This is a genomic window from Ktedonobacter sp. SOSP1-52, assembly GCF_016587395.1.
Map to the genome: position 1 here is coordinate 2,288,052 of NZ_BNJH01000001.1, position 25,682 is coordinate 2,313,733.

Annotated in this window: 21 protein-coding genes and 3 pseudogenes; 15 read left to right on the forward strand and 9 right to left on the reverse strand. The window is 53.8% G+C overall.

Features of this window, described 5'->3' with window-relative positions:
• The first annotated feature begins 307 nt into the window (after window positions 1–307).
• On the forward strand, window positions 308–664 hold the full coding sequence (locus JMJ16_RS10785) for a YciI family protein (RefSeq protein ID WP_201381093.1): 357 nt from the start codon (window positions 308–310) through the stop codon (window positions 662–664).
• A gap of 116 nt (window positions 665–780) precedes the next feature.
• Here the strand turns inward: JMJ16_RS10785 and JMJ16_RS10790 are convergent.
• From JMJ16_RS10790 to JMJ16_RS10800, 3 genes and pseudogenes are all read right to left on the reverse strand, one after another.
• A pseudogene (locus tag JMJ16_RS10790) lies at window positions 781–972 on the reverse strand (hypothetical protein); the annotation flags it as partial.
• Window positions 973–1,188: 216 nt separating this feature from the next.
• Entirely contained in the window at window positions 1,189–2,307 is a 1,119-nt protein-coding gene (locus JMJ16_RS10795) for an integrase core domain-containing protein (protein WP_201381097.1), read from the reverse strand.
• A gap of 556 nt (window positions 2,308–2,863) precedes the next feature.
• Window positions 2,864–3,634, reverse strand: a complete 771-nt coding sequence (locus tag JMJ16_RS10800; RefSeq protein ID WP_201381098.1) for an IS6 family transposase — start codon at window positions 3,632–3,634, stop codon at window positions 2,864–2,866.
• A 546-nt stretch (window positions 3,635–4,180) separates the two neighbouring features.
• Between JMJ16_RS10800 and JMJ16_RS10805 the strand changes: the two genes are divergently transcribed.
• The 3 genes and pseudogenes from JMJ16_RS10805 (at window position 4,181) to JMJ16_RS10815 (ending at window position 6,999) form a co-directional block, all read left to right on the forward strand.
• On the forward strand, window positions 4,181–4,774 hold the full coding sequence (locus JMJ16_RS10805; RefSeq protein WP_201381100.1) for a hypothetical protein: 594 nt from the start codon (window positions 4,181–4,183) through the stop codon (window positions 4,772–4,774).
• Between the two features lie 211 nt (window positions 4,775–4,985).
• Window positions 4,986–5,216: pseudogene (locus JMJ16_RS10810) on the forward strand (DDE-type integrase/transposase/recombinase); the annotation flags it as partial.
• A gap of 1,039 nt (window positions 5,217–6,255) precedes the next feature.
• Window positions 6,256–6,999 (forward strand): hypothetical protein, encoded by a 744-nt coding sequence (locus tag JMJ16_RS10815; RefSeq protein WP_236601386.1) that lies wholly within the window; start codon window positions 6,256–6,258, stop codon window positions 6,997–6,999.
• Here JMJ16_RS10815 and JMJ16_RS10820 read toward each other — a convergent pair.
• Window positions 6,996–8,132: an ISAs1 family transposase gene (locus JMJ16_RS10820; protein ID WP_201380589.1), complete on the reverse strand. Its 1,137-nt coding sequence runs from the start codon at window positions 8,130–8,132 to the stop codon at window positions 6,996–6,998. The two genes, JMJ16_RS10815 and JMJ16_RS10820, sit on opposite strands and share 4 nt — an antisense overlap.
• A gap of 75 nt (window positions 8,133–8,207) precedes the next feature.
• Here JMJ16_RS10820 and JMJ16_RS10825 point away from each other — a divergent pair, with 75 nt between their 5' ends.
• Window positions 8,208–8,831, forward strand: a complete 624-nt coding sequence (locus JMJ16_RS10825) for a transposase (RefSeq protein ID WP_236601387.1) — start codon at window positions 8,208–8,210, stop codon at window positions 8,829–8,831.
• Between the two features lie 733 nt (window positions 8,832–9,564).
• On the opposite strand, the gene JMJ16_RS10830 is transcribed toward JMJ16_RS10825, so the two are convergent.
• The gene (locus tag JMJ16_RS10830) at window positions 9,565–9,966 is read right to left on the reverse strand and encodes a response regulator (RefSeq protein WP_201381102.1); all 402 of its coding nucleotides are present in this window, start codon (window positions 9,964–9,966) and stop codon (window positions 9,565–9,567) included.
• A gap of 744 nt (window positions 9,967–10,710) precedes the next feature.
• On the opposite strand from JMJ16_RS10830, the gene JMJ16_RS10835 reads away from it, so the two are divergent.
• Window positions 10,711–10,854: a hypothetical protein gene (locus JMJ16_RS10835; protein WP_201381104.1), complete on the forward strand. Its 144-nt coding sequence runs from the start codon at window positions 10,711–10,713 to the stop codon at window positions 10,852–10,854.
• 82 nt (window positions 10,855–10,936) lie between these two features.
• Here JMJ16_RS10835 and JMJ16_RS10840 read toward each other — a convergent pair whose 3' ends face one another.
• From JMJ16_RS10840 to JMJ16_RS10850, 4 genes are all read right to left on the reverse strand, one after another.
• Entirely contained in the window at window positions 10,937–11,152 is a 216-nt protein-coding gene (locus JMJ16_RS10840) for a hypothetical protein (protein WP_201381106.1), read from the reverse strand.
• 1,283 nt (window positions 11,153–12,435) lie between these two features.
• Entirely contained in the window at window positions 12,436–12,954 is a 519-nt protein-coding gene (locus JMJ16_RS53990; protein WP_236601388.1) for a transposase, read from the reverse strand.
• Window positions 12,955–13,067: 113 nt separating this feature from the next.
• Window positions 13,068–13,400, reverse strand: a complete 333-nt coding sequence (locus JMJ16_RS53995; RefSeq protein WP_236601389.1) for a helix-turn-helix domain-containing protein — start codon at window positions 13,398–13,400, stop codon at window positions 13,068–13,070.
• A gap of 367 nt (window positions 13,401–13,767) precedes the next feature.
• Window positions 13,768–17,445: an NB-ARC domain-containing protein gene (locus tag JMJ16_RS10850; protein WP_201381108.1), complete on the reverse strand. Its 3,678-nt coding sequence runs from the start codon at window positions 17,443–17,445 to the stop codon at window positions 13,768–13,770.
• A 177-nt stretch (window positions 17,446–17,622) separates the two neighbouring features.
• Here JMJ16_RS10850 and JMJ16_RS10855 point away from each other — a divergent pair, with 177 nt between their 5' ends.
• The 9 genes and pseudogenes from JMJ16_RS10855 (at window position 17,623) to JMJ16_RS10900 (ending at window position 25,606) form a co-directional block, all read left to right on the forward strand.
• A complete protein-coding gene (locus tag JMJ16_RS10855; RefSeq protein WP_201381110.1) occupies window positions 17,623–17,811 on the forward strand; it encodes a hypothetical protein in 189 nt (62 codons plus the stop codon).
• Complete coding sequence (locus tag JMJ16_RS10860) at window positions 17,808–17,957, forward strand: hypothetical protein (protein WP_201381112.1); 150 nt, start codon at window positions 17,808–17,810, stop codon at window positions 17,955–17,957. Before JMJ16_RS10855 ends, JMJ16_RS10860 begins: the two co-directional genes overlap by 4 nt.
• A 170-nt stretch (window positions 17,958–18,127) precedes the next feature.
• Window positions 18,128–18,883, forward strand: a complete 756-nt coding sequence (locus JMJ16_RS10865; RefSeq protein ID WP_201381114.1) for an SDR family oxidoreductase — start codon at window positions 18,128–18,130, stop codon at window positions 18,881–18,883.
• Between the two features lie 495 nt (window positions 18,884–19,378).
• Entirely contained in the window at window positions 19,379–20,935 is a 1,557-nt protein-coding gene (locus JMJ16_RS10870) for an ATP-binding protein (RefSeq protein ID WP_374228945.1), read from the forward strand.
• A gap of 9 nt (window positions 20,936–20,944) precedes the next feature.
• Entirely contained in the window at window positions 20,945–21,340 is a 396-nt protein-coding gene (locus JMJ16_RS10875; RefSeq protein ID WP_201381116.1) for a response regulator, read from the forward strand.
• A 99-nt stretch (window positions 21,341–21,439) separates the two neighbouring features.
• Window positions 21,440–21,673 carry a hypothetical protein gene (locus tag JMJ16_RS10880; RefSeq protein ID WP_201381118.1) on the forward strand — a complete coding sequence of 78 codons (234 nt, stop codon included), beginning with the start codon at window positions 21,440–21,442 and terminating at the stop codon, window positions 21,671–21,673.
• Between the two features lie 88 nt (window positions 21,674–21,761).
• Window positions 21,762–22,536, forward strand: a pseudogene (locus tag JMJ16_RS56915) (SDR family NAD(P)-dependent oxidoreductase).
• Window positions 22,537–22,641: 105 nt separating this feature from the next.
• A complete protein-coding gene (locus JMJ16_RS56920; RefSeq protein ID WP_201381129.1) occupies window positions 22,642–22,824 on the forward strand; it encodes a transposase in 183 nt (60 codons plus the stop codon).
• Window positions 22,825–23,038: 214 nt separating this feature from the next.
• Window positions 23,039–25,606 carry a PAS domain-containing sensor histidine kinase gene (locus tag JMJ16_RS10900; protein ID WP_201381131.1) on the forward strand — a complete coding sequence of 856 codons (2,568 nt, stop codon included), beginning with the start codon at window positions 23,039–23,041 and terminating at the stop codon, window positions 25,604–25,606.
• The last annotated feature ends 76 nt before the right edge of the window (window positions 25,607–25,682 follow it).

Here is a 25,682-nt window from a genome sequence, read left to right on the forward strand (position 1 = left end):
TCATCGGTCACACTTCTTTGGTGTGTTCCGTCAATAAAGTGACGGAAGAAATTCACGCAATGTGACCGGGAAATAGGCTCCCATGGAACGCGAGTGAGCGATACCAGCTCGATCGAAGTGGCGATGACCATTGTAGAATCTGGCGTCGGTCACCTTTCTTCCTCGTCTTCCGTCAAAGGAGTAACCAGAGCAATTCCCCGATGACATCGGGAGACCAGCTCGCGCGTGGAAGATCGAGTGGGCAATCTGGTCAATCAAGATCGAAACCGGGGCCATGAACGTCCAGGTTTGAGGAAAAGGAGAAATTATGAAGTACATGCTACTGCTTTACGGAAACACGTCTCAACCGCCAAACTATACCCCTGAAGAAGCGCGAGCCGCAATGCAAGGCTGGTTTGATCTGGTAGCGGAAATGAAAGCGGCCCAGGTGTATCTTTCGAATGATGGACTTTCCCCGGTCACCGACGCGACGACAGTGCGTGTCCGTAATGGCGAGACGGTGACCACCGATGGTCCATTTGCCGAAACGCCTGAGCAATTGGGCGGATACTTTCTGCTCGACTGCAAGAACCTCGATGAAGCGGTTGGGTGGGCAGCGAAAATTCCCTATGCGATGTTCGGCTCAGTTGAGATCCGCCCGGTGATTACCTACACCCAGGGGTGACAAGAGAAGCAATGCTCATCAGATGGGGAGGTGGCGGCTCGCCCGCCATTTCCCTGTCTGATGCCGATCTCCTCTCCATTTCTTTGCGCGAAATCGTAGGCAGGCATTTCCAAGAGCTACATAGAGGCTGTCTCCTCCAACTCCGCCTCAAGAACAGGATAGAGCCGTTTGAGCTTGATCCGCGCGTCCTGGGTGGTAAAGCGCCAGTTGACTTTGACCTGCTGTGCATTGCGTTCCGCTTCCCAGGCAGCCACCTCGAGCCTTAGCGTCTCTTCCTTGCCGATGCGCCGATCCAGTGTGCTGGCTATTTAGCATATCCGTTCCAAAATCTCTGACTCATGCCAAGAAACGAGAGGCAGAAAAAGCACGGAAAGGGTTTATCTCAAGTGGATACACTCCATCGTCAGCACGCCAGACCTCTGCGATGAGGCAAGAGGACGTGTTCTCTTTGCTCAATGAAGCAAAGGGTCAGACTGCACAGAAACACATTCGTACATCTTCTCTTTTCTCTGGCTTTTGGCTATTTAGGCGGCCCTCCGGTAGTCATGGTGTAACCCACCCAACATGGGAATGGCGATCACCCGGCTTGGGGGCTTCAGAAGAGAAGCAGACGGAACCGATGGCACCGGAATGCGTTGCCCCAGCCCTTGATGGGGTCGAGCCTGGTTGAAGTAGACCGTATAGGCATTGAGGAGCCGATGGAGTTGCTTCTCATGGAAGATCAGGGAATGATCCAAGCATTCTCGCCTCACACTTCCCAGAAAGCGTTCACACACAGCATTGGCACGCGGCGTTCGGTATGGTGTGCGAAGCACCTTGATCCCACTCGTTGCGGCCACGCGAGCAAAATTCGGCCCGAATTTGCGATCATTATCCCTGATCAGATACTTGGGTGTTTGCCCATACGGAGTCGCTTCGCGCAGTTGTTGCGCGACCCAGGGATCGGTCGGCGATCGCGTCACGTTCACATGGATCACCTGGCGCGACTGGAGTTCGATGATGAAAAAAGCAAAAAGTGGGCGGAAGAAGAGATCAGTCACCTGTAAGAAATCACAGGCCCACACGCCTGCCGCGTGATTGCGCAAGAACGTTTTCCAACTCTGCCCATTCGGTCGTCTCCGGCGAATGGGCCTCATATATTTCTGGATGGTTCGTTTGCTCACGCGAATATCCAACTTGAGCAGTTCTCCCCGAATACGCTCCGCTCCCCAAAGTCGATTCTTCGCTGCCATTTCCTTGATCAAGCAGATCGTCTCAGGTGAGAGCTTCGACGTTCTCGCGCATGCCTTCGTTTTGCGCTTCCAGAACAGACGGAAGAGTTCACGATGCCAGCGCAGGAGCGTCTCTGGCTGGACAAGGAAAAGCGCCTGTTTCCAGGTTCGGACCATCCTGGCAAGGAGCACGAAAAGAAGCCGATCCGTCTTCCGATAGGTCGGTCGCTTGACCTGTCGACGGAGAATGATCAGTTGCTGCCGTAAGAGCGCATTTTCCGCCAGCAGTTCCAATTTCCCTTTAGTCAGATCGGCAAGCGTACCGGGCACAAGGGAGGTTGCCGATGGTTTGACCCAACAGAGAACGCGTTCGAGAAATGTTTGGAAGTTGAAAGACAGGCATCGCTTGACCGAGGAAAATACCCACCACACAAATAGAACCTCTTCTTTGTAAAAATGGCATATGGTTGGAGTGCATACACAGAATGGGCAGTGTTGATTGTACACGCATCTCACGTGCTTGGCAAGAAAGCTCATTCCATTGTCCATAACAGGCTGATTTCCCGAACAGATGTCCCAAGTAGCCAGCACAAAGACCCATCATCGTAGAGATGTCTTTTTTGCTGTGTGCCTAGGATACATGTATTTCTGTTAGCAATCGTATTATAATGGAATACACAACCCACGATAAGTCCAACCTTATGTAAAGGACCCCATAGACATTCGCTCTATGGGGTTCTTCCTTGGAAGGAAACAGACATGGAGGATGTGTAGGCATGCCTGATGGCCTCTACCATTTCACTGATGTCACATAGGAGCACTCCTACATATGTTGGCAAACAACATATGCAATCTTCCAGTTTCTAGAGGAGACGGAGAACGCTGAGGTGGGGATCGTTTCTCTGGTTTGCCTCTCTCACTCAATCTGGTAGTGTTGCAAAAACGAGGAAGAAAAAAATTTGAACGTGAGCGACCCTCTTCACTGTTCTTAGGCCACCGCTCCAAAGAGTTTGGCGATCAGTGCGACTTGCCCTCCCACATCCCCTTTTCCCACGCCTTGGCATTGTCCTTTCCTCAGCATATGCATCATTTCGTATCCTCGTAAGGTTCGCCACGCTGTCTCGAACGAGAGAAAGCCCATTCCAGGTTTCGTCAAGCGTTTGATGAACCGATGGTCCTGTTCGATGAGATTGTTGAGGTATTTCACCTGCCTCAATTCCACGTGTCCAGGCAGGACTCCAGCGGCTTTCAGGTCGACAATGGCCTTAGGATATGCCGCGTTTTTATCGACGTTGATGACACGAGGAACTGACGTGGTGATGGAGTCAGCCGAAGCTATGCGCTCCTTACGCGGAAGTGTTTGAGGTGGTGAATCCGTAGTGGCATGCAGCGCTTTGAGAAAGACGCGTTTGGCCGCCTTGGCATCGCGGGTTGGACTCAAAAGAAACTCGAGCGTGTTCCCCCCAGAATCCACCGCCCGGTACAGATACATCCAGATTTTCTTCACTTTGATGTACGTTTCATCCACTCTCCAGGAGTCATTGCACGCTTTCAGATGAGGCCGACAACGCTTTTCCAGCTCCGGGGCATAGCGCTGCACCCAGCGATAGATGGTGGTGTGATCGACGCAGCGTCTGCGTTCGACCATCATCTCTTCCAGATCGCGATAGCTGAGCGAGTATCGTAAGTACCAGCGCACGCACAGGAGAATAATCTCGGCCTGGAAATGACGCCATGTGAACGGATTCTGCTCGGTCATGGGGTCCTCATTTGCTTTTTTCGCTTCACTTTAGCAGATCAGCTTCCTTCTTGCAACACAACCGAGGGATCTGCTGATAGTGCGAAAGAGGCATCTGTTCCTTAACTCCTTCTGCTTCCACCCCCTCTGATTGTGCTCTCTTCTCTCAGCTTTTCTCTCGCCAATCTCAGCCGTTTTGAGGAGGGGACCCCGCCTGGGGAGGCGATGACAGAAAGCTGCACACAACGAGATATATCTATGACTGAAGTGGCTCTCGAACGTCCTTCATTGCTGTTATGCTTTCTGTGAAGAAGTGACATTCCCCCCTCTTGTCAACAAGCAAATGCTGTGGCCAAGAGGGCTTCTGAAGCCGTTTCGCACTCTACCAACTGTATGCTGCTGCAATCTCGTTGCGCAATCCGTGGTTCAGCGCGTTCAAGTACATACCCAATTAGGGGGAAGTATGTCCCCCTATAATTGAAATATAGAGGTTATCTAAACTTCTCCGGGATAGCACTATGCGTCCCGTTTCATGTTCCCTCACACGACCACACGAAAGGAGCAGATATGTCCTATCTTTTACATTACATACGACGAACCATTATGTTTGCTCGTCAACATCGTAGGCAGCTGTACATGCGGCGAACCATCATGTTTGCTCGTCAACATCATAGGCAACTGCAGGGAATGCTCCTCATCGTTGCTCTCCTGGCCAGCATGATCCTGCTTGCCCACTCCCTCGCTATCACCCAGCAAACGGCAACGCACTATGCACCCTCGTTCCATCCATCTATCGGCTATCCACATGGTGCTAGTTCCCCCGCTGCCGTTCCGCATAACTCGACCCCCCAGGTCGCCTCCTCGGATGGCGCTAGCTCCCCTGCTGCCGTTCCGCAGAACTCGACCCCCCAGGTCGCCTCCTCGCATGGTGCTAGCTCCCCCGCTGCCGTTCCGCAGAACTCGACCCCCCAGGTCGCCTACCCGCATGGCGCTGGCCTCCTCAATATGACCTATCCTGGGCGGACTCGCTCCTATCATCGTCTATCCTGGCGACAGCCCATCCATCGCCTATCCTGGCGACAGCCCATCCATCGCCTATCCTGGCGACAGCTCATCCATCGTCTATCCTGGCGACAGCTCATCCATCGTTTATCCATCTAGCGGCCCTTCCGCTCAGCTGAAATAGCAACCTGTCAGGTAGTGTTGCAAAAAAATTTGAGCTGAGAAAATGGAGCGGGCAATGACGGCACAAGAATCATTGCCGCCGAGAAAAGGTGCGTGTTCTGCATCTTTTCCTGGTGAGAGATGTTCGAGTGCGCTTCAATTTGCTGAGTTTTAAATTTTTTGCAACACTACCCTTGCAGGTCCTTGTGAACTGCGGCAGAGCAAGTATCTCAACAACCTGATTGAACAAGATCACCGGTTCATCAAACGGCTGGTGAAACCGGGATTGGGCTTCTTGTCTTTTGAAACGGCATGGCATACCTTACAGGGATACGAGAGGATGCATATGATTCGCAAGGGACAGATGCATGGGGTAGAAAAAGGGAACATTCCTGGACAGATTTCCTTCATTGCCAGCCTGTTTGGACTGGTTGCCTAAGCGCAACAAGAAATGAGACTCACGCCCATCGTCTTCCCTCGTAAATCTTTGCAACACAGCCCGGCGCGTTCCTGTTCTGTGGGTTCCCTCTCTCTCGGCAAGGTTTGGCTCTCCTTTCACTCACGGTGTGCCTCTCTCTCTTTTGCGCTACAAGGAAGGGCATCTATGGCATGTGCTCTGCATAAAGAGACTCTCGTGCATGAATGAGCACGTTTCAAGAGGGGAGAGGTTGAAGAAGTCAGGCTCTATGAGCATTGGTGGAAGGGATGTGCTGGAGGTGCTTGATTGATGCTGATGTGCTATACAAGTGTTTTGAAGTGTTTGATACTACAGATCAAACTCCACACCTATGTCGGGTTTGATCCATGTTTTAGTCGAAAGAGTGAGTCCTTGTGACTTGCTCTTTTTTTGGGGGCTGGGCAGCAGGCGGGAATGCGAGAGCGCGTCTGTTGTGGGAAAAGGAAGAGCGTATGGAAGCGCAGCCGTAGCCGCAGCTGAGTGCGTTGGGGAGTTTGAGCCAAGGGCCGAGAGAGGAACGGTATGCGGGGGCGATCTGCAGCCCTATGATACGTGCCTGTGGTGGGCAGCCGATCCGTGCACCACCTTGTCAGAAATGGCAAGGCGGTGATGCGCGGTGCTCCGGATGTGGTCTATGCCGGGCGCCTGGTGCTGGTGGGGGAGTGCAGAAGAGAAGGGTGGATGGGGATGGGGGTGAGGTGAGTGAGAGGCGAGAAGAATGAAAGGGTGACAGGGAAAAGAGGGCAGTGGCGCCCCTATAGTGAGCGTGAACATGCGCATATTCTTGCAATCGCGATTTTGCCCTTCTTCCACCAGCTCCTTTGGAATGAGCCAGGTCTCTCTGGAAGAAGCGAGGCAGGGCCTGTTCTCTTGCCCAGGTGTATAGCTTTCCGTCATCGTCTCCCGAGCGAGGTCGCGACTTCGTGTCCATCTCAGCCAGGAGAGGAAACCAAGGCGTGGAGCATGGAGTAGAATCCAGGAGAAGACGGTTTCGACACACCTTTGGTGGAGGAATGGAAGTATGGAAGAAGAATGGATGCGCGATCGCGCTCTCTTGCGAGACCTCCTGACCCGCTATCCTCTCTGGACGCAGCAGCAATACGCCCAGGTGGTGGGTCGTTCAATCAGTTGGGTGAAGAAATGGCGCAAACGCTTGCGAGAGGCCGAGGCGCATGATGTGCAGGTGCTCATGTCTCGCTCACGCGCTCATTCTGCCCCCTACCCCTCATGGGACCCACGCGTGGAGGAGCGCATCGTCGAGATGCGCCTCTCGCCCCCGGAGAACCTCAAACGGGTTCCGGGACCTCGCGCCCTGCTGTACTACTTAGCGCGTGATGCCGAGCTGCAAGCCTTGCAGGTGCCCTTGCCGCGCTCGACTCGCACCGTGTGGAAGATGTTGCACAAACACGGCTGTATTCTGGAGCGCCCCAAGCCCAAGAAGCAGCCTCTGAAGCCAAGGGAGCCTCTCGAAGAGATCCAGATGGATTTTAAGGATGTGAGTACTGTTCCAAGCAGTGAAAGCCAGGAAGGCAAGCGGCAACATATCGTGGAGGTCTGTCACTTTCTGGATGTGGGGACCTCAGTCCTTCTGGGTGCTCACGCACGGGAAGATTTCCATGCGCAAACGGCCATGCAGGCAGTGATCGGTTTCTTGCGAGCATATGGCCGACCGCCGATGATGACCTTTGACCGCGATCCCAGGTGGGTCGGAAGCAGCAGTGGACGCGATTTTCCTTCGGCCCTCCGCCAGGGCAATCGCATCTAGTTAACCCCATCCAGAACGCGCAAAAGATACTGATTGTCCCATCCGGATTTGAGACGTTTGGCATGGATGCCAACACGGGAAGAGCGTTCCTGACGCAACAAATTCAAGCTGATATGGCGGAGTACCGCGAGATTTTCGTCGGCATGACCGAGCCTGACGCGCGATTCATCTTCCCGAAAGGCGATATCGAGGACCCAATGCAGGCTGTTTTCAATGCCCCAGTGGCTTCTGACCGCAGTGGCAAAGGTGTTGACTGACGAAAAACTGAGCAAGAAGTAGCGCGTTTCTTTTGTGGTCTTCTGTTCCATGCGCCGTTGCGCCCGAACGACCCCAATGCCTCGCAAGCCTTTCCACTGGTGTTGCGGGTCGAGATACGCCAGGATTTCCGGATCACTCAGGGTCCACTGTTCGCGAATTTCCAATCGACCGTGACCTTTCTCCACCTGTCGATCCAACTCCCAGTACGGGCTGGCAAAGCCGTCTTTTTCCGCGAGAGCAAACGTCGCTTTCACCTCGTCAAAGAGGTTCCCGTGATTGTCTTTGAGAGCCAGGGCGTAGTCACCGTCTTGCTCAATAATCCGCTCGGCAATCTTCGTTTGCGTCCCCATCGCATCAATGGTCACAATGCAGCCTTTGAGCGCCAGTTGCTCTAAGAGCAGCGGGATGGCGGTAATCTCGTTGGACTTCCCTTCCGTCGCGAGTTGAGCCAACACCAGACGATTTTCGACCGCCCAGGCACTGACCAGATGCAGCGCTTTTTTGCCTCCTGCCTGATCATGCGAGCGGCGCAGCGTTTTGCCATCAATCGCGATCACTCCGTTGACTGTTTGGCTGATCCCTTGCACCCATCGGATGAAGCTGGCTTCAAACTGTTTGGGATCAATGAGCGCAAACACACGCCCGAACGTATCGTGAGACGGGATCCCATTGGGCAAGTCGAGCAAATCCGTAAAAAAGGCCTTTTTGGCGTTCCCAAATTCCTCGATCTCAACCCAGCCTTCTGCTCCACATAAGACTCCACAGATCGCCAGGATGATGATATCCCGTAATCGATGCAGTTTGGTTCGCTCCACCCGAGGGTCTTCTACTTGCGCAAACAGACGTTCAAGATCTCGTCGGCCATTCTCCTCCATCTCATAGCCTCCCGCTTTTTTGGCTTATTTTATCACCTCCTCTTCCTTTCCTTTATTGTTGCTGAGCTTATTTAGATGCGATTGCCCTGGGCCCTCCGCCGCTTGTTGCTCTGTTTGGGGATCCACCCCAACGTCTGTCCACCTCATCGCCCAGACAAAAATGCCTTTGTTGAAAGGTATCATCGGACGTATGCTCAGGAATGCCTCCAGATCCAGTGTCCAGGCACCCTGCAAGAGGTTCGAGAGGTCACCGAGACCTTCATGCAGCATTACAATTGGGAACGCCCCCACCAGGGGCGCGCTTGTCGCAACGTTCCCCCACGGGTCGCCTTCCCAACCCTACCGCCATTGCCCCCACTTCCGCAAATGGTGGACCCCGATGCCTGGCTGCGAACCCTTGAGGGGCAAATCTTTGTGCGAAAGGTCGGAGCAGATGGCTGTGTGAACGTGAATCTGGTCCCCTACTATGTGGGTCAACAGGTCGCGGGCCAGTACATGGCCTTACAGGTCGTGGCAAGTGAACGGACCTTTGCCATCTGGCATGGAAGCACGATGCTCAAAATGGTGCCCATCAAGCACCTGCAAGGGCAACCGATGCCGCTGGAGGACTATTTCGCCCTGATGGTGCAGGAAGCGTTGGCCGAGGAGCGTCGCCTCTCAGCCAGCCAACGGCATCTCCAGCAACTGGCTCTCTGGTGAAGCCGAGCTTGGCCGATGAACACCATGGAGACGTTTCCGATCTGTTCAGCTCTGCGGCTGTACGGCTGGGGCTGTGTGTCCAGCAGCATCTCTTTCGCACCACTTCCATCTACTTCTACTCCCTTTCCGCCCACTTCCACTCCCTCTCAACCTCGACCATCCCCCCCTTTTTCCGCTTTTCATGAGCAGGGGCGTCTCATTTTCGCCTCTGTTGCTCCTCTTCTCTGAGCGGCTTCGATGAGACTACGTGGTTGGGGAGACGATGACGGAAAGCTATACACCAGGCTCTGATGGTGGCTCCAGGTGTCTTCCCTCTTGGATCGTGTGTGGCCGCGGCCGAGCCTGGCCCAGGGCCAGAGACATGCAGAAGAGACACGGGCGTGCCGGTCTTGTGCTCCAAACGATCCCACACGTTCACCGTTGCTCCCGGCGCGGCCAGCACTTCTTAGTAAATGAGGCGAAATCCGCAACACTTTTGAGGCGAACGTGAAAGAATCAGCGCGAATGGTAGGAATTCAGCATGGAGCATCTGGAGAAACCGCTTCTCATCTGAGGCATCAGCAGAAAATTCTGTACATAACTTGGGGTTCGAGGGGCAATCATTCAAAGAGAAACGTCCTCGGCATTCACGGAATGCCGAGGACGTTTCTCTTGTCAAATCACTCTTGCGCATAGACCCACATCACTGGAGCAGCAATCAAGCGTGGAAGCAAGACTCAAAGGCTACGGGCGTTTACGCGAGCAATTCCTGCACCAAGCGAAGCAAACGATCTAATTCAAAAGGCTTCTCAACGACGATGAGGTCTTTGCGCTCTCTGGCTCGTTTGGGAAGATTGGCGCTCATCAGCAAAATAGGCGTCTGCTCAATCCCTTTGGTTGCTCGAAGCGCCTCAACACATTCTAGCCCATCCATGCCGGGCAAGAGATAATCGAGAAGAATGACATTGGGAAGAAGCGTGCGCGTAATCTTGAGGGCAGCAAACCCATCACCAACAAGAATGGCCTGGCAGGGAAACTCGTCTTTGAAGGACTGGACAAGAATCTCACCAATGTCAGGATCGTCCTCGATGATGAGGATGGTCTTGACAGGTGGAGGGTCCTCCTCCTGTGTGGATGGAGCATCAGGTGCTTGCATCGAATTGGGAGTCCTTTCCATTGCGGTCGCCGGGTGCGTACTTCTCTCACGAATGGAACAGGTTTTTCGTTTCACACTCATGCCTCTTTTTCCCACCTCTGCCACATTGCTGTTCACGCATTCTCTCCTCAGTTATTCACAACATTTTACGCTGATGCCTCAGGTGAGAAGCGGTTCTCTAGATGCTGCATAGCGAATTCCTACCATTCGCGCTGATTCTTTCACGTTCACCTCAAAAGTGTTGCGGATTCCTCCGAAAATAGGCTTCTAATGCTGAGATAAAGTCTCAGGTGCAGCCTACTTTCATCCGCTTTCATGTCGCAGCGCGATATCACGCTTTGGCCTTATTTACTAGCAAGCTCTCTTACTAGCAAGCTCTCTGCACTGGCATCAATGAGGATCGTTCACGAGGCTTGTCCCTGCCGCTGCCAGGATGAAGGAGCGTGTGTTGGTCTGGGAGGCGCCAGGACGATGGATGGTGGTTTTCTTTTTCCCATGTTTTTCCCCTGGTTGTTCTACGCAGCGCCTGCTCTCCTCCTGCCCTCCACGTGTGCGGCTCCCGTGTTTTTCCTAGAAAGTTGTGCCAAATTACGATTGCACAAAAGGGGAGCCGTTTACGCTCAAAATGGGCATGTTCCATGCCTGTTTTGGGGCATTTTTGGGGAATGGTTGCGTTCCTTGCGCTACCGGTGAGGGAGATCATCAGGCATTGGCAGGTGAGAGGGAGTGGAGAAGGGTCTGGGGATGAATGAGAGCGGTGGAGATGGCGACCTGGAGGAGAGCGAGGGCTTCGGCTCTCTCCTCGGGACGGGGAACCAGGCGGTAGCGCCCTGGTTGAACTTTCACGGCCTGAAGGTGATGGCGGTAGCGATTGGCGGTCATGCGTGAGACCTGGAGCAGGCCTGCGAGTTCGATGTCTGTGAGTCCATCGGGGTGCGCGTCGTACAGGCGGCGGGCACGCTATTGTTTCTCATCGGTATGGGCCGGAAGTAACCTGCGTTCTGATGGGGGAAGAGGAGAGGGCGCGCATGGTGCTCGATACAGGCGGATTAACGCTGCCCCTGGCCGGAACCACTCGGAAAAGCGCCTGAGATGGTCCTGCCTGATGGTGAAGGCGGCGCTCGGTGTCGCGCGTGCCGTCCATGACGCCCAGGAGCTGGAGCTGCTCTGCGTACTCTTCGCGCAATGGGGCACGCCTGGTCCGCAGATGGACAGCGCGTGCCAATCTTGATGGAGTGAGCTTCACGATGGTGCAAGAAAGAGATCAGAGCCTCGATCGGTGCGGGTGGTGGCACGCTCTCGGGAAGCCTACGCTGATGGGTGTCTCCTTGTCTTCTCGATGATCTGGCTTCACGTGTCCCCTCTGCTGTGACAGGTGAACGCATTTTTCGGCGTGTGACAGGCTCCAGCAGCTACTGAAAGCCTGTTTTTCTTCTCCAGGTCTGTGTGCTGGCCTAGGTGTGGCAGATCTCGTTTCCCTGGTTGTGTTTTTCCCATGTTTTTCCTGTGTCTGCGCGGAGCTCGGATCGGTGATCTTCCTGCGTTTTTTCTGCCAAATCGCGATGGCAAAGAAAGGTGCGCTTTTGTGCTCAAAAAGAGGTGCCACTGCTGCCTTTTGGTGGCTGCGTTTCGGTGTGGTCCCGCCCTCATCTGCCTCTCCTGCCGCCGCGCGGAGCCCCATGTTTGAAAGCCGATATTCGCCTTCTCTTTTTCCGTGTGCTTGTATTCTTATATTCTTTATTCTTATCGTCATGAAAATAGTGTGATGTCAGGATGCATGTGCGGAGCGCCTGCGTGTTGCCCTGGAGCCAGAGGACTTTGCCCAACTCTTTCGTCTGGATGGGCAAACAAGTTTTTTCGATCGCCCCGTGGTGCACATGCACGTACGCTGGATCCGGTACGCGTCAGAGGTGTCTGGTGTGGAGGAACAAGGGTGATCGTATCAAAAAACGCTGTGCATAAATAGATTGGGATGTGTTGTGTTGAAGCGGCCTTCCTCCTCCTGGGCCATAGCCGCTACTGGCGTACGCGGCTACTCCTGCAGAGCGGAGAGTAGCCGTGTACCATGTGCCCTTTAGGATAGCCAGTAGCGGGCTACCTCACCGCGCTGGGGAAGTGGTAGTTGTCATTTATCAGGTAAAATTGATGGCTTCTCAGAAAACGTGCCACGCAGCTAAGCGCGTTTAGAGGATGAGCTTTCTCAGATAATTTGGCGCGGCATCATTTCTTGTTCTTTTGTTGCTCTCCACTTCCCTCATTACTCAGATTCTCCGACATCTTTGCCACGATATCTGAGAAAGCCGCCAAGAAAGGCTGTGTTGCAAAAAAGAAAGAAATCCTGTAAGCTCAACGGTATTCAAGAGATCGGGAGATGGTAGGGCTGGCTTCCCATTGCTACGCCAACAAGTGTTGCATGCGCTCTAGCGTTTGAAGACCGTGATGATTCCTTATTGACCTCCGTAGAGAAAACTAAAGTCGGTAGCCAGCGTGGGCATAACATTGGGAAAGAGGAGATTTTCGATGTCTGAGCCGTTCTTTGGCACGAAGCAATTGCAGGCGGAGATCTTGCAGGTTAAGACCGCAAACATTTTTCAGTTCGACACGCTTGAGAAGATTCCACACGCCTTCTTGTGGATTTAATTCAGGCGCATAAGCAGGCAAGCGTTCCAGATGAATGCGTTGGGCATCATCTCTCGACGTGAAGTTTTTCATGGCCTTACAGCGATGAATGGAAGCTCCGTCCCAGATGACGAGGATCTTTCCCGGTATCTCACGCAAGAGTAACTGTAAGAAGCGCACGACATCCGGCCCCTTGTACGAATGGTCTTGTATTTGCATGAAGATCCTGCCCTCCGGAGTGATGCCACCGATAGCCGAAAGATGCTCATAGGATAACGGGACTTGCAAAATAGGGGGCTGTCCACGCGGTGAATAGGTGCGTACTACCATTGGTAGCAGGTAAAAAGCTGACTCATCGACGAAAACCATGGTCCATCCTTCCGTTTTGACCTTTTTTTTCATGCATCAAAATGCAGATCTTTCCACGTGCGAATCGCATCTTCATCGCGTTGTGTGGCCTTCTTGATGGGTTTTTGTTGGCTCTACTTGAGATGACGTAGCAGTAGGCTACAATGGGCTGGGTGATACTTGACCCCGAACTGTTGTTGGATCATCTGGGCCACTCGCGCCGTTGTCCAGACCTGGCCACGAAAACCGAATGCTTCGGCTCCCTGTTCTAATAATGCCGGGAATTGGGCTTGCTGCTCCTTGCTCCATTTGGGTATTGCTCCTGGAGGTGACTTGTGTTTGAGAGCTTCTACTCCCTGCTCTCTGGCCTTCTTAAACCACTGGCTGACTGCATCCTCTGTTACTCCAAGTGCCTCGGCAATGTCTTTCTGCTTCCAGCCTTTTTTATGCAGTTTCCAAGCCTGCATTCGTCTCTCTTCACGCCAATTTTTCGGAGGTATCGATTTCTTGCTCATACCTCCTTCTCTCGGATCACGTGACTTTTTTCTTTAGTTCTCTCTCCTGAGATCATTAATTGAGAAACTGTATACAATTCTCATGAGATGATGTCAGCCCTCATCAGAACATTGTCAAGAATATTGTCAGCAAAAAAAGATCCAGAAGGGCGGGAGTCTTACAAGCGGCTTCACTAAGCCAGCGGGATACCCGCTTCATTCCAAAGTTTACATGGGGAAAAATGGTGGTACCCCAAAAAAGAGATGAAGAAATTGTCATCACGTTGCATGAACCGCTCGAACACCATCATGCAAAGTGATGGCAGATGAGGAAGTAACACTACCTCCAAATGCTTATTTCCTCAAAGGCTCCCAACGCCTGCAACGATGCCTTTTGCGCCTGGGAGAGACCCCGAATACCCGTAATATTGAGCCGCTCGTAGGGTCGGTCCCGCTGGAGTGTTCGCAGATCCTCGCCGCTCTGCAGATCCCACAGCCGAATGGTTCCGTCATCCCCACAACTGGCAAGCCTGCTGCCGTCGGGACAGACTTTGAGAGCTTGTACCATCCCCTGATGCCCCTCTCGCACCCGCAGGCACTGCCCACTTTCAACCTCCCACCAGCGCACCCTGCCATCGCTGTCTCCGCTGATCAGCACCTTCCCACTTAGGCTCCACACCACGGATGAGACCATGTCAGAATGCCCTGCTAATATGTGCACACGTTCGCCACTCTGCATCTTCCACACGAAGAGTTGTCCACCCTCTCTGCCTCCACCACCAGAGGCGAGCCATCTGCCATCAGGACTCCAAGCCACGCTCATGACGACCCCCTCATGTCCCACCAGCCGTTGCTGCTGCATACCATCACTGGCATTCCACACATACACTGAGCCGTCATAGCCTCCGCCCACAAGCATGCTTCCATCGGGACTCCACGCCACGCGACGAATGCGTGTCGCCTGCGTATGTGCCATCCAACGACGGATGCGGGTGGTTATCTCCCACACCTGCACTCCATGCAAATAGCTCCCACCTGCGAGCAGGCACCCATCAGGACTCCATGCTACCCCCTGAAAGACGGTGCCAACCGCGTCGGGGTCGCGCAGCTCGTGTAGACGAACATGTGTGAATGAGTCCCACAGCATAATGAAGTCTCGTCCTCCGCTGGCCAGGAGCCGCCCATCGGGACTCCATGCCACCCCTTGTCCTTGCACCATGTCCCGATGTTCCTGCACCACGCTCTGCGGTGCTCCACTGTTTACATCCCACAATGTCACCTGCATATCAGCTCCATAACTGGCAAGCTGTGTGCCATCAGGACTCCAGTCGAGATCGAGCAGGGCGTCCGTATAGCCTCCCATGATGCGCAGCGACTTTCCACTCTCCACGTCCCACACACGCAGCGTGCCATCGTAACTGCCGCTCAAGAGCGTACGGCTGTCAGGTGTGAAGGCCAAGCTGGTCACCACACCAGTATGTCCCTGCAGCACTCTGCTCGCTTTGCCTGTCTGGATGTCCCAGAACCGAATCGCAGCATCATAGCCGCAGCTGGCTAACGTGCGTCCATCGGGACTCCACGCCACTCGCAGCACCCGGTCCGTAGGTCCTGTGAACGTCTGGAGGCAGGTGCCCGTGATCAGGTCCCACCGCTTGACGGTGCCATCATGGCTCGCGCTGGCGAGCTGGGTCCCATCGGGGGAGAAGGCCAATCCTGTCACGCGGCTCGTATGTGCCATCAAGACCCTGGCACGCATCTCAGGCTCCGGCATCTCAGGCTGCCACAACCAGATGCTCCCATCGAAGCAGCCAATGGCAAGCAGTCGTCCATTGGGACTCCACTCCAGCCAGAAGACCCCACTGCTATACTGCAATGCTTTGAGAGGAGTGCCTAGCTTCGGGTCCCAGAGATGAACGAGCCCATCGACTCCTCCACTGGCGAGCACATCTCCGTTTGGAGAAAAGGCGAGCCAGACAAAGCTCTCAGCAGGCCAGCTTTCCCAGAGCAACGCGCCACTGCCGATCTCCCACAGCTTGATGCCGCCAGTCGAGCTTGCGCTGGCGAGTGTGCGTTCATCTGGGCTGAGCGCGATCGTCCAGGCCATCTCCGTGTGAGCGCGCCAGGCATGGTACAGCCTTAGTCCGTCACTGTCCCACACCCGTATTTCCCCGCGGCCACCAGCAGCAGCCCAGTACGCACCAGTCTTGCTCTTAGTGACCGCTAAGAGCGCATCAAGAGGCTCGGTGAAGATGCTTTCCTGAAGCACGGCGTGGGACAAGGTGCTATCCTGCAAGTCGGTCCCTTGCAGAAATATGTCGCGCAGGGCTAGATGCGAGAGATCCAGCCTCCGCAGGTGCCCGCGCAGCACGCGCAGCAGTATCACTAGATTCGCCGGTCCATACCCCTGGGTCGCCTGGTCCCGATTTCGCACTTTGTCGAGCAAGCAGAGCAGGCGCCCCTCGACCTCGGATGGTGCCTGAGAGGTGCTCTGTAACCGGGTGAGCAGAGGAACCACGAGCAACTGCTCCTGAGTCTGCCGCACGTATTCCTTGACTTGAGCCAGACAGAGTCCATGCTCCAGTAGGCGAACCAACTGCCCCTGCTCGATCTCACGGCTTCCTTCCTCAATGAGCCGCGCTGTCGCGTACTCCAGCACCACCGATTGCAGCGTAAAGCTGCCAGCACGGTGTCCTTGCTCAATCAGGCTGCGGCGGCGCAGTCCCTCCACCGCTTCGAGGACCTGCGCCCTCGGCATCGGAGTGTTCAAGATGGCGAGGAGGGTGTGCAGGTTCACCGGTTCGCGCAGAATCGCCAACCACAGCAGCACTGTCTGCTCCAGAGCCGAGAGACGCATGAACTGTTCGTCGAGGAGCTGGCGTATGCCCCCAAAGACAGTCTCGCCCTGCTGGAGGAATGGAACAATCTCCCCACCGAACAATTCCACAATCGTGTGCGCCACGATCTGTAACGCCAGTGGATTGCCCTGGTACACCTCGACCAACTGCGCCCGTTCGTCCGAGGGACTTACGACATATTTCTCCTCCAGCAACTCAGCCCCTGCCTCTGTATCCAGTCCTGCCAGCCGCACAGTTCGCACGGGTGAACGGCGACCTTCTAGGGGCACCAGATCAACTGGTTTCTCTCGACTGGTCAGCAGCAGACAACTCTGATGTGCGGTCTCGCCTCCTTGACGAAGAAGGTGAGCATAGTCGTCAAAGCCTGTACGTATGCGACCTGTGCCGGTGCCTTCCTCTAAAATCGTCTCCACGTTGTCCAGTACTAAGAGGACGCGCTGCCTGCGCAGCTGCTGCATCAGCAAGTGTAGGTGTCTCTCGAAGGAGATGGGCACTTCGGAGAGGACCTGGGGGACAAGTATCTGGAGGCAGTCTTTCACAATCTCCTCACAGGACGGAGCATCGCGCAACGACCGCCAGATAACTGCCTCAAACTGCGATGCGACCTGATGCATGACTCTGGTTGTGAGTGCTGATTTGCCGATACCACCCATGCCTAGCACACTGATCACCCTGCAGTGGTCCTGGAGAATCCAGCGCGAGAGCAATGCCTGTTCCTCCTCACGCCCATAAAAGGTAGGGATATCGAGCGCATCACCCCAATCCACTTTGGGACCACTTGCAACAGGAGAGGGAGTGATTAGGTTCTGATGATGGACTTGTTCGACAGGAGTTGCTACCAGGGGTACAACCTGCTGACCAAGGAGCGATTGCAGCCATCGCTCATCTAGGAGTACCTTCTGATGAGCCGAGCGCCACAAGGCTCGGATCTGCTCCTCCTCACTTCCCACTTGAAACCCTTGTTGCTCAACTAGCAACGTGATAAAGGCCTTGAGGTGGTCGGCCTTGGGATAACTCTCACCAGCCTCCCAGGCACCGACGGTATGTCGGGAGACGCCGAGAATAGTTCCCAGCCCTGCCTGTGTCAGTCCGGTTGCCGTTCGCTGGGCCAACATCTGCTGACCGAAGGCGTGGTCTTGCTCTCGATACGACGATTTCGTCATAGATTCTTTCCTTCCCCCACGACGCAACCAGGGACGACCATGGAAGGTGAGATGGCAACCGATGGATAGTGCTTTTCTCAGCGATTCCTCTCTACTGGTGTCTGTCGGGCGTCCTCTTAAGGACGAGTCTTTCACTTCACTCGAATACTATTTATCTTTACAACAAAGCAAGGTGAGATGGCAAGTGAGATGGCAAGTGAGATGGTCGGTGATGAACAGTGCTTTCTTCTGCGCAAGCTTTTATACTTGCAGCAGAAAAGACAAAATGTTTCAGAGCGTGCTGGTCAAAGAGGTTCTGAGAACGAGGGAATCAGCACTCCTAAGCAGTTGTCGCTGGTGCTCTTGAAAGGAGATACCAGAGCATGAGTACATTCACCACAAAAGATGGCTCCAATCACTATTACGCAGCGTTGTGGTCTTCTGGGTGCTCGTTGATCGACGACTTCACAGAGAAATGCTGGTGTGAGTGCGTCCAGGACGGATCGGCTGCAACCCCCTTTCGTCCATCCTGAAATGAGGAAGAGGTCGTGGCGAGCTGTGTGAAGAGCTCATGCATTGAGTTGCACGGGAAAGGAACGTGCGATGGAAGAGGCCACGTCTCTCAGCCTCTCCAACAACAAGCACGTCTGTATGTTTGTACATAAGAACGCCCACAGTGAGGGCTTATGAGTAGGAGGTTCATATGAAGATTGTCGTTATTGGCGGGAGCGGGCTGATTGGAAAAAAGCTTGTGAAGCAGCTTCGTGAGCGTGATCATCAGGTCGTGGCGGCATCACCGAGCACAGGTGTCAACACCATTACGGGTGAGGGGGTAGCGCAAGCGCTTGTCGGCGCTCAGGTGGTCGTCGACGTGGCGAACGCGCCTGTGTGGGAAGACAAGGCCGTTTTGGAATTCTTCGAGACGTCAAGTCGCCATCTCCTGGCGGCAGAAGCGACTGCTGGGGTGGGACATCACGTTGCCCTCTCGGTCGTCGGCGCTGACCGTCTTCCCCAGAGTGGGTACTTACATGCGAAGGTGGCCCAGGAATATCTGATCAAGGCTTCGCAGGTTCCCTATACCATCCTTCGTGCAACGCAGTTCTTCGAGTTCGTTGGTGGCATCGCCCAGGAGGCCAGCGATGGACAAATGGTTCGCTTGTCGCCGGCCTTTCTCCAGCCGATCTTGTCGGATGATGTTGTGGCTGCACTGGCCGATGTCACACTCGGGGCGCCTATCAACGGCACGCTTGAGGTGGCTGGTCCCGAACAGATACGTCTCGACGAACTCATTCGCCGCTTCTTGAGCGCAAAAAAAGACACGCGTGAGGTGATCACAGACGTCAATGCACGCTATTTTGGAGCAGTGTTGAGCGATCACTCCCTCACTGCGGGCAAGAACGCTCGGATCGCCCCGACGCGTTTCGAGGATTGGCTCAGCCGCTCTCTCCCTCAAAGGTAAAGCAGTAAGGCAGGATCGACACCCAACCTCAACAAACCTCACCAACATTGTATACACATATGTGATTCCTCTCTTCGACGAAAACAAGCAGAAGAAGGACTTTCTCAAGCTCAACGAGCGGGGGGGGGGTGGCTTCTTTCGTCCAAAGAAAGCAAATCACATATGTACATAGGGTGGGGTCTTCCGCGAAGTTGATGAAATGGGGATGAGGAGCCATGAGAGGATTTTTGGCCGTTTTTGCAAACTTGTCTGTTTTTGCTGAAGCAGCTTCTCAAGCATACTCAAAGGCTCTCCATTTGTCAACAAGCAAACGGTGTTTTCTCTGAATCATCAACTTCGCGGAAGACCCATAGGGTGGTGATGAGGTTTTAGCCCAATACCTCCGGCAGATCGCCAATGAACTGTCTGTGTTCGTGAGGAAGAGTGTTCGCGTCTTCTCACATCTCTCACTTCTGTTTTGAGATATCAGAGCAGGGAAGCGATTTCCTTCCAGGGATGGGACCACATGAAAGGAATAGCTACTGCATGATGTTGAATGGAAAACGGACCAGGCACCTCACGCTTCCACTCTGGAAGGCACTCATCAAGCATATTGCTGCACAGAAGCGAACTGAGCAACAGCTCAAAGTTAGCGAGGAGAACTTTCGCGTCCTTGCTGAGACCATGCCTCAACTCGTGTGGACAGCCCAACCCAACGGCTTGCACGAGTACACGAACCAGCACTGGCGTGACTACACTGGGTTCACGCCTGAACACAGACAGCGATGGGACTATCTCCAGTTCCTCCACCCCGATGATCGTGCAAGGAACCAGGTGCTCTGGCAGCATGCTCTGGACATGGGAGAACTGTTTGCGTGCGAAGGACGTCTCAGAAATGGCCAGACCGGAGAATATCGCTGGTTCTTGACTCGGGGGGTACCGATACGTGATGATGCAGGTCAGGTCGTCAGGTGGTGTGGTACCTGTACTGACATTGATGACCAGAAGCGGACAGAGGAAGGCTTGCTCCAGAGCCAGGAACGCGTCAACCTTCTGATGAATTCCAGCATTATCGGGATCAATATCATCGAAGGGGAGCAGATTGTGGACGCCAATGACACCTTTCTGCGCATGACTGGCTATACTCGCGAAGACTTGCGTGAAGGGCGCATGAACGTGAGACGCATGACAGCTCCAGAGTATCTGGCTCGCACCCTGCAAGCCCATCAGGAACTTGCCACCCGGCAGTCGGTGACGCCCTATGAGAAAGAGTACATATGCAAAGATGGTAGTCGCCTTCCCGTGCTTGTGGGTGGGGTCCTCTTAGGGCATCACCCCTACCAAAGTATCGCCTTTGTGTTGGATAACTCGGCCCACAAGGAACTGGAGCAGCGTAAAGATCACTTTCTGGGGATGGCCAGCCATGAACTCAAGACACCCATCACGTCCTTAAAGCTGCAAACGCAACTGTTGCGAAAACAACTGGCAAAGCAAGACCTTCACAACGCAGAGAGAGCGCTTTCCCGGATGGAGTCCCAACTCAATACCGTCATCCGATTGGTTGGAGAGTTGCTCGACCTCTCCAAAATTCAGGCGGGTAAGCTGGAGTATGCCCAGGAAACGGTGAACCTGGGCGACGTGCTTCAGGAGGTCGTTGAGATTGTGCAACAGACGCAGACAACCCATACCATCGTCGTGGACCGCGCTGGGCATCCCCCCTTTCTGGTCGGGGATAAGGCCCGACTTGGGCAAGTACTCCTGAACCTGATCAGCAACGCGATCAAATACTCCCCGGGAGCCGACAGGGTAGAGGTTGACATCAAAACCTCCGAAGAGGCCGTGACGCTGAACGTGCGTGATCATGGCATCGGCATTCCACGAGAGCAGCGCGAGAAAATTTTTGAGCGTTTCTATCGAGCGGTTGCTCCACATCAGCGTGCCTTTCCCGGCTTAGGAATGGGCCTGTATATTGTCTCGGAGATCGTCAAGCACCATAGGGGAACCATCACAGTAGAGAGTGAACGAGGCAAAGGATCAACCTTTCACGTGACACTTCCCCGGAAAAGTCCATGAGGAACGCGTATGTCAAATCTCCAATACGTCGGGAGTGAGAGACCTCTCGTCCAGTGTATTCTCATTGTTGAAGATGATCCCATCCTTGGGGATCTCTTGTTGGAAGCGCTCCAATGGGAGGCGACCTATCAGGGGATTCTTGCCCCAAGTGGCGAGATGGCTCTCTCCATACTGGAAACAATCACGCCCGCGCTGTTTCTGCTCGATTATCATCTCCCTGGGATGAATGGGCTGGAACTCGCTGATCAACTGCAGCATCGAGAAGGAGGCGATCAGAGACCCATTCTCCTCATGAGTGCCAGTTTGCCACAAGAAAACGGTGCGTTAGATGATCTCATAACGCTCCAGAAGCCCTTTGACTTGGATAAACTCCTGCAATTGATCGCGGAGCTTCTTGCATCCTAAGGATACTGGTTCTTGAGGATGAGAAGAGACATTGAATGGTAATAGATGTGGAAAGAGCAATTGGATCGTTGAAGCACAAGGCAGGGGAAGATCAAAGACATGGAACTGCAATATGGCTATTCTCAAACTACTGGGTCTGTGGAAAGCGATCATCAAGAAGTGCAGCGCTTGCAACAAGCGCAGTTGGAATATGGCATCTATGCATGCATTCCCGGAACCCAGCACACCTATGAAGAGGTGATCCAATTGCTTGTCGGGCTCGATGTATGCCGGCAATATGAAGAACGTAGACAAAAGATAAGTCGAGCCCACATTCCGCACCCAATTTTTTGAATTCAGGCTACAAGCCAAGTTATATTGCAGAGATGCTCTTTACCTCTGCTTCCTGAAGCCGCTTGAAAAGTAAAAGGAGTGAACAATCATGAAGTCTCTACAACACTACAATCAGGCTCGTTTTGATGGAAAAGGGATCATCATTACCGGTGGAGGTTCAGGCATTGGGCTAGCTACAGCCCAGCTTTTTGCGCAACAAGGAGGGCATGTGCTCGTTGTCGGCCGTCGTCCTAATCTTCTGAAAGATGCCGCAAGAAGCCACGAGCAGATTGCAAGTATGGTTGCTGATGTGAGTCGTGAGGAAGATGCCACGGCCGTGGTGAAGTATGCTCTCAATCTGTGGGGGCAACTTGATGTGCTCGTGAATAATGCTGCGATGTTTGCGTTAGCCTCGCTTGAAACCGTGACTTCTGCTCAGGCTATCTCCATTTTTTCAAACAAATGTGTTAGGCCCTACATGGCTGAGCAAAGCTGCGCTGGGCGCCTTGACAGAGAGTAAGGGAGCCATTGTCAACATTTCAAGCACCTATGGTCATCGACCTACGGCGCAAGGCACCTATTATGCGGCGAGTAAGGCTGCTCTTGAGCAGTTAACCCGTTGTTGGGCACTCGAACTTGCCTCTCGTGGTATTCGGGTCAACGCCGTCGCTCCTGGTCCGACAGAGACGCCAATCCTCCAACAAGCTGGGCTTTCAGCCTCAACGATTGAAACGATTGAGCAGGACGAGAGCACATCAATCCCTCTGGGGCGTAGAGGCACCCCAGAGGAAGTGGCATCCTGGATTGTCTCGCTGGCAGACCCGGTAGCAACATGGCTGACTGGGCAAGTCATCACGGTTGACGGAGGACTCGAACTGATCTAAAGGGAGAAGTTATGCGTCACCCACCATCAGGGAGGAAAACAGCACCAACCCTTTGGCGTATTTCTGATGCCTTGTGGTCTCCTATTCAGCGCATTCTGTTCAAGAATGATTCACCCAAATTGGACAGGGCGAAAACATATTGATCAACGCGTCGCTTTGGAGGCTATCATTTTTCGACCTCGTCGTGGCTGTCAGTGGAATTATTTGCCCAAAGAGTATCCAGATGATAGGTCCGTTCACCGAACCTTTCAGCGGCGGATTCATCTTGAAATTTCCGAGCACATCTAGGCTGCCCCACAGAGAGATATTGAACATATAATTCCACAGATGAGGTTTATACGACTCATTGAAGATGCCAATACGTACTTAATAAAGAGAGAACGCTTACGGAGAGGGAAAAGTGGAGAAAGCGAATGCGTTCTTCTAAACATCTTGAAGGAAGAGCAAGGATGCATCTTCACCACCAGGGATGGGGACACATGAAAGGGACATATACCGCGCTATGTCGAATGCAAGGCAAACCAAACGTTTCACGCCTACCCCGAGTGAGACGCTCATGACCATTCTTGACACGCTTCCTGATGCAGTTTTTTTTCTCGATGAGACCGAGGCCATTGTGTACATGAACGCACAAGCACAGACTATCATCGAAGCAACCCCGCAAGACGTACTTGGGAAGTCGTTTTGGCGCTCTGTTCCACAATTGGTATGTACCTCACTCTATCAGGCCATGCTCAAGATGAAACAGACCCAGACACCGACCGAAGTGCAATATATTTCTCCCGTGACCCAGGCATGGTTGCACGTATATCTCTCTCCGACTATCGGAGGCCTCACGTTGCAGTTCCATACAATGGATATATTTGCCCGCCACCAGGAAATGGTTCCTCAGCGCGAGTCCCTCTACATGGAGGTCCTCGAAAACATGCATGCTGGGATTATACTGCTGACCCCCGAGGGAATCATATTGGATCTCAATGAGGTCCTTTTAGCCGATGCACACATCCGACGCGAGGAGGTCGTTGGCAGGCCCTTAATCGAAAGTCCCTGGTGGTCCTCTTCTCCTGACCGTCAGCAATTACACGCCGCCATTGCGCAAGCTAGCACAGGCAAAACCATGCATTTCGAGGTCCTCGTTCACCCCAGAGAAGGCATGGACCTTCATTTGGAAATCGCGATTACCCCCCGCTTGGATATGGAACACCATATCGAGTACCTCGTCCTCGCTGGCATCGACATTACTGCGCGCAAGCACGCCGAAGCAGAAATCCATGCCCTCATCGATACTATCCCTCAACTCGTTTGGACCGGGCAACCAGACGGATATGTCGATGCATATAATCAAAGCTGGTGTGATTATACTGGCCTGAGTGCCGATGAGGCCCGAGGGGATGAGTGGATACAATGTACCCATCCAGATGACCGGCAACGCGTCCTCTCCGTGTGGCAACGCGCTCTCCAATCCGGCGGGGTATACGAAACCGAACAGCGCCTGCGCCAGGGCACGACGGGAGCCTATCGTTGGTTTCTGATGCAAGTTGTGCCGCACAAAGATGTACATGGCACAATCCTCAAATATATTGGCATCTGCACTGACATTGAGGAGCGAAAACGGGCAGAGCAACAGCTCAAAACGAGCGAGGAAAACTGGCGAGTGTTGGCCGAAACGGTACCACAACTGGTGTGGATGGCCCGCGCCAATGGGGTGTATGAGTACGCGAACCAGCGCTGGCGTGACTATACCGGGTTCACGTTAGAACACACACACAACGACAAATGGCTATCTCTCCAGTTCATCCATCCCGATGATCAGGAAAGCACTCAAACGCTCTGGCGGCACGCCATGGAGACGGGAGACATGTTTGAGCACGAAGAGCGCCTCAAACATGCTCAGACCGGGGAATATCGCTGGTTCCTTACGCGCGCTATACCGGTACGCGATGAAGCAGGCCAGATCGTCATGTGGTTTGGAACTGCCACTGACATCGAGGAGCAGAAACGGATCGAGGAAGCCCTACGCCAGAGCCAGGAACACATCCGTGCCCTCATCGGCTCCAATATTATTGGGATTATCTTTGTTGAAGGGGAGGAGGACGTCCTGGTGGAAGCCAATGACGCCTGGCTTCACATGACCGGCTATACCCGAGAGGACTTGAATAGCAGAACACTGACCAGGATGAAAGTCATCTCCCCAGAACAAACACCTCTCTTCGAGCGCGCGACCCAGGAGGTCGTCACATGCGGGCAGCACACACCCTTTGAAACCGAACTGGTGTGTAAAGATGGAAGTCGTCTGCCAATATTGCAGGGGGGCGTTCTCTTCCAGGAACAGCCGCGCCAGATGATCGGCTTTGCTCTGGATAACTCAGCGCGCAAGGAACTCGAACAACGCAAAGATGCCTTCATCAGTATGGCTAGCCATGAACTGAGGAACCCACTCACTGCCTTGAAACTACAGACCACCTTGCTCCACCGACAACTATCCAGGCAAGGCATGCTTGATCAGGCCCCGGCTCTTTCCAGCATGGAGACTCAGATCAAGAAAGTCACCCGACTGGTGGAAGAGTTGCTCGATGTCTCCAAGATCCAGGCAGGCAGGGTAGAGTACCGGCAGGAGATGGTGGATCTCGACGCATTGTTGCGGGAGATAGTCGACACAATGCAGCAGATCAAGACGACCCATCGCATCCTGATACATGGCATCGTAGGAATCAGTTTCATTGGGGATCAAGATCGACTCGGTCAGGTCTTTACCAATCTGCTCAGCAATGCCATCAAGTATTCTCCCGGCGCAGAGACCGTCGAAGTGGAGCTCTCTGCCTCTGACGAAGCGATCACGATCCGGGTACTGGATCATGGCCTGGGCATTCCGCGTGAGTTGTGCGACAAGATCTTTGATCGGTTCTATCGGGTCGCTGGCCCTCAGCAGAAGGCAATTCCTGGCTTGGGCATGGGATTGTACATTGTTGCGGAGATCGTCAAGCACCATGGAGGAACTATTGCCGTGGAGAGCAACGTCGGAAAAGGATCGGCCTTTACGGTCACCCTTCCCACGAGGAAAGAAGCCTGACCGTGGCAAGCATACGACACACATTCTGCGCTTGACTTCTCCTGAAAATAGAATCGCATGTCGCTGGGGAGGGGGT

Bases quoted from the DNA above. Each gene is read 5' to 3' on its own strand.
- JMJ16_RS10855 (WP_201381110.1), top strand. From the start codon at position 17,623: ATGGCAAGTGAGATGGCAAGTGAGATGGTCGGTGATGAACAGTGCTTT.
- JMJ16_RS10830 (WP_201381102.1), bottom strand. From the start codon at position 9,966: ATGCAAGCACCTGATGCTCCATCCACACAGGAGGAGGACCCTCCACCT.
- JMJ16_RS10805 (WP_201381100.1), top strand. From the start codon at position 4,181: ATGTCCTATCTTTTACATTACATACGACGAACCATTATGTTTGCTCGT.
- JMJ16_RS53995 (WP_236601389.1), bottom strand. From the start codon at position 13,400: ATGCAGGCTTGGAAACTGCATAAAAAAGGCTGGAAGCAGAAAGACATT.
- JMJ16_RS10815 (WP_236601386.1), top strand. From the start codon at position 6,256: ATGGAAGAAGAATGGATGCGCGATCGCGCTCTCTTGCGAGACCTCCTG.
- JMJ16_RS10785 (WP_201381093.1), top strand. From the start codon at position 308: ATGAAGTACATGCTACTGCTTTACGGAAACACGTCTCAACCGCCAAAC.
- JMJ16_RS10800 (WP_201381098.1), bottom strand. From the start codon at position 3,634: ATGACCGAGCAGAATCCGTTCACATGGCGTCATTTCCAGGCCGAGATT.
- JMJ16_RS56920 (WP_201381129.1), top strand. From the start codon at position 22,642: ATGATTCACCCAAATTGGACAGGGCGAAAACATATTGATCAACGCGTC.
- JMJ16_RS10835 (WP_201381104.1), top strand. From the start codon at position 10,711: ATGAATGAGAGCGGTGGAGATGGCGACCTGGAGGAGAGCGAGGGCTTC.
- JMJ16_RS10860 (WP_201381112.1), top strand. From the start codon at position 17,808: ATGAGTACATTCACCACAAAAGATGGCTCCAATCACTATTACGCAGCG.
- JMJ16_RS10820 (WP_201380589.1), bottom strand. From the start codon at position 8,132: ATGGAGGAGAATGGCCGACGAGATCTTGAACGTCTGTTTGCGCAAGTA.
- JMJ16_RS10880 (WP_201381118.1), top strand. From the start codon at position 21,440: ATGGAACTGCAATATGGCTATTCTCAAACTACTGGGTCTGTGGAAAGC.
- JMJ16_RS10900 (WP_201381131.1), top strand. From the start codon at position 23,039: ATGTCGAATGCAAGGCAAACCAAACGTTTCACGCCTACCCCGAGTGAG.
- JMJ16_RS10850 (WP_201381108.1), bottom strand. From the start codon at position 17,445: ATGACGAAATCGTCGTATCGAGAGCAAGACCACGCCTTCGGTCAGCAG.
- JMJ16_RS10825 (WP_236601387.1), top strand. From the start codon at position 8,208: ATGCGATTGCCCTGGGCCCTCCGCCGCTTGTTGCTCTGTTTGGGGATC.
- JMJ16_RS53990 (WP_236601388.1), bottom strand. From the start codon at position 12,954: ATGGTTTTCGTCGATGAGTCAGCTTTTTACCTGCTACCAATGGTAGTA.
- JMJ16_RS10870 (WP_374228945.1), top strand. From the start codon at position 19,379: ATGGGACCACATGAAAGGAATAGCTACTGCATGATGTTGAATGGAAAA.
- JMJ16_RS10865 (WP_201381114.1), top strand. From the start codon at position 18,128: ATGAAGATTGTCGTTATTGGCGGGAGCGGGCTGATTGGAAAAAAGCTT.
- JMJ16_RS10875 (WP_201381116.1), top strand. From the start codon at position 20,945: ATGTCAAATCTCCAATACGTCGGGAGTGAGAGACCTCTCGTCCAGTGT.